Source organism: Candidatus Eisenbacteria bacterium (assembly GCA_035712145.1).
Classification (GTDB): domain Bacteria; phylum Eisenbacteria; class RBG-16-71-46; order RBG-16-71-46; family RBG-16-71-46; genus DASTBI01.
Window position 1 is genome coordinate 1 of the sequence record DASTBI010000255.1, and the last position, 2,765, is coordinate 2,765.

At 65.5% G+C, this 2,765-nt stretch carries 2 protein-coding genes; both read right to left on the bottom strand.

The genetic code is table 11. The features are described 5' to 3' along the window. The coding region (locus VFQ05_18110) for a hypothetical protein (protein HET9328684.1) at positions 1 to 306 on the bottom strand (306 nt) is incomplete at its 3' end. A gap of 83 nt (positions 307 to 389) precedes the next feature. After that, a partial coding sequence (locus VFQ05_18115; GenBank protein HET9328685.1) for an NB-ARC domain-containing protein occupies positions 390 to 2,765 on the bottom strand: 2,376 nt, incomplete at its 5' end.

Below are 2,765 nucleotides of genomic sequence, written 5' to 3' on the forward strand. Positions count from 1 at the left end.
CTCGATCGCGAACACGCTGAATCCCATCTCGGTCGCCAGGTACTGGGTCATCCGGTGCTTGAGCTGGAAGAACTCGCGCGTGCCGTGCGTGCCCTCGCCGAGCGCCACGATGCGGGCCTTGCCGACGATCCTGCGGAGGTCGCGAAGGTCGCTCACGCGCTCACCCGGGGTGCAGGTGTCGAACGGTCGTGCGTTGCGTTTCATCCATGCGGTCAGAGTGGATTCCTCGACGTGGCCAGGACCGGCCGCGAGCGCGGCGAGAAGAAGGCCGATGGCCAGTCCGACTCGCAACATGGAGCGTGACATGCAATCACCTCCGTGCCGGGCTGCGGCTCGCCGGATGGATCATGGCGCGACCGGCTCCGGCTGCCCTTGATGAGCTGAAGAAATCACAAGGCCTCGCGATCCAGAGTGTCCAACACTTCGACGATTCGTTCGATCAATTCGTCGTCAGAAAGCGTGCCTTCCCCGGGCGGACCGATCAGCCTCGTCAATTCATCGCGGAGAGGCTGCGTCACCCAAGATCTTCGGCTGCCCAGTTCCGGCCATATTCGAAGGGCCTCTTCAGAACGCTGGGTCCGGACGAGGAAATACAGGAGATGGTGGGCCGAGCTCCATAGCTGCCCTCGATCTCCCGAATGGATGAAGGCTCGAAGGGCCCGGGACAATCGAGGTCCGCTGAGGCTAGCCTCCTCGACCCTGACGCTTGCCGCCGCCGCTTCCGTTGCCGCGACACCGGCGTAGAACGGGAGGCCGTGCTTCTCCGCAAGTTCTGCGGTGCGATCGAAGTACTCGAGCGCCGCCTCGGGATCGATGTCTGCGTGCGCCCGGCCCATGTGAAACGTGGCCTCGCACAAGGTGATCGGATTTCCAATGGCCTTGGCCTGATCGTACTCCTCGACTGCGATGCGCCGCGCCGCGTCCATCTCGCCTACCATCGTCATGAAGACGACTTGCATGCTCCTGAGCAGTGTCGCCAGAGCTGCGTTTCCGGTTCGCTCCCCAGCAACGACGGCCCGGCGCATCCACACTGGAACGTCGGAACCCTGAGTGGCGATCGCCGCCGACACATGAGCCAGCGCCCATAGACAGACCGCGTCGGGATCGCCAGCATTGTCTGGGTCCTCGAGCTTCGCCGCGAGTCGCGTCCCATCTTCGGTCCTTCCACCGTGAACACGCAGGTGAACGGCGACCGAGCGTGCGAACGCCGGTTCGGGAGAAACCTCGAGCGCCGCTTCGGCCCAGTCACCCACCTCGTACCGCTGCGAGTGCCACGCCCAGAAGTAGTGCGGCTTCAGTAGTGCGCCGAGTGCTTCGCGGTCGCGGAGGTCGACTGCGGCGTAGACGGCCACGCGCAGGTTTTCGAATTCTCGGCCCACGGCTCGGATCCAAGAGGACGCATTTGTGCTCCAGAGCCCGGCCCAAGCCCGAGTCATGAAGTCCGCGAAATAGCGAACGTGCCTCTGGCGAACGTCCGGGGCGCCTCCCGAGGCAAGCAGCCGCTCCTGGCCGAACTGCCTGAGGGTTTCGAGGAGCCGATATCGCGTAGACCCCTCGGTGTTGAGCGCCAGCGTCATGGATCGGGCGACCAGTGACGCAATGGCCTCCTCCACTTCCAGGACATCGAGATCCTCGCCCCCCGCGACGGCTTGAGCCGCATCGAGGGTGAACCCGCCGGCGAACACGCTGAGCCGATCGAAAACACGTTGCTCCTGTGGCTCGAGCAAGTCGTACGACCAGGCTACCGTCTGGTGCAGCGTCTGATGGCGTTCGATGCGGCCCCGCCGAGTGCCCCGCAGGAGCTGGAACCGGTGGTCGAGGCGGCGCTCGATGTCCTCCGGCATCATTGCGTCGCAGCGTGCCGCCGCGAGTTCGATGGCCAGTGGCATGCCGTCCAGCCGATGGCTCAGCCGTGCGAGAATGTCCATGTCGAGGTTGCCAAAGGCTCCGGCAGCCAACGCCCGGTCACGGAAGAGTTGTGCGCCTTCGTGGTCGGTCAGCGACAGCAGCCGGAATATTCGCTCGCCGCTGACTCCAAGCGCCTCTCGGCTGGTGGCGAGGATGCGGACGCCCGCGCATTGCCGGGTGATCAAGGTGACCAGTTCCGCGGCCGTGTCGAGCACGTGCTCGCAGTTGTCGAGAACCAGCAGCAACGTTCGATGGCGCAGCGCGTCGACAAGCGAATGGACGAGAGTCTTCCCGGGTCCTTGCGTGACGCCGAGCAGATCGCCCAGGACGTTCGGGACCGCCTCGGCGTGGGTTACCGGCGCCAGTTCGGCCAGCCAGGCGCCGTCGGGGAAATTCCCAGAGAGCCGATGAGCGGCCTCGATCGCGAGTCGTGTCTTCCCGGTGCCGCCGACGCCGGTCAGTGTCACCAGGCGAGTGTCTGCAAGGAGGGTGATGACCGAGGCGAGCTCCTGCTCACGCGCGACGAACGAGTCCAAGGACAAGGGGAGGTTGCCGGAGGAGCGTTCCCCCGGCGCGGTTCTGCTCTCGCCCGAGATTTCCCCGCGTTCGAGCTCGCGGCGGAGCGAATCGCAACGGTCGCGGATGTACTGAGCGCTTGCCGGCCGGTCTCGCGCCTCCTTCGCCAGGCATCCTTCGATGAGTGAGGCGAGCGGCCTCGGCAGGCCGGGGCGCAGAGCGCGCGGCGGTTTGGGCGTGTCCCGCAGGATCGAGGCCACGAGTTCTGCTTCCGAGCTCCCATTGAAGGGACGCAGGCCGGTCGCCATTTCGTAGAGCAGTACCCCCATCGAGAAGATGTC